The organism is Psychrobacter sp. TB55-MNA-CIBAN-0194 (assembly GCF_040309505.1).
GTDB classification, from domain to species: Bacteria; Pseudomonadota; Gammaproteobacteria; order Pseudomonadales; family Moraxellaceae; genus Psychrobacter; species Psychrobacter fozii.
Genome location: NZ_JBEOOW010000777.1, coordinates 1 through 236 on the forward strand (window position 1 = coordinate 1; position 236 = coordinate 236).

Annotated in this window: 1 protein-coding gene; it reads left to right on the top strand. The window is 43.2% G+C overall.

Annotated elements, in window-relative coordinates; genetic code table 11:
• The coding region (locus AAEY75_RS17060) for an ABC transporter transmembrane domain-containing protein (protein WP_352260370.1) at window positions 1-236 on the top strand (236 nt) is incomplete at both ends.

Below are 236 nucleotides of genomic sequence, written 5' to 3' on the forward strand. Positions count from 1 at the left end.
GGTAATTACTATACGGCGTTGGTGTCACGAAATTTAGTCTATGAGCTGCGCGTAGAAGTGTTTAATAAGTTACTGCGTTTGCCAAGTTCATTCTATTTGGCCAATCCGGCAGGGACGATTTCGTCTAAGCTTATTTTTGATGTTGAGCAGGTGACCGCTGCCAGTACCGATTCGATGAAAACATTATTACGTGACGGTTTGACCGTGATTGCCTTGATGGGCTTTTTGCTTTATAG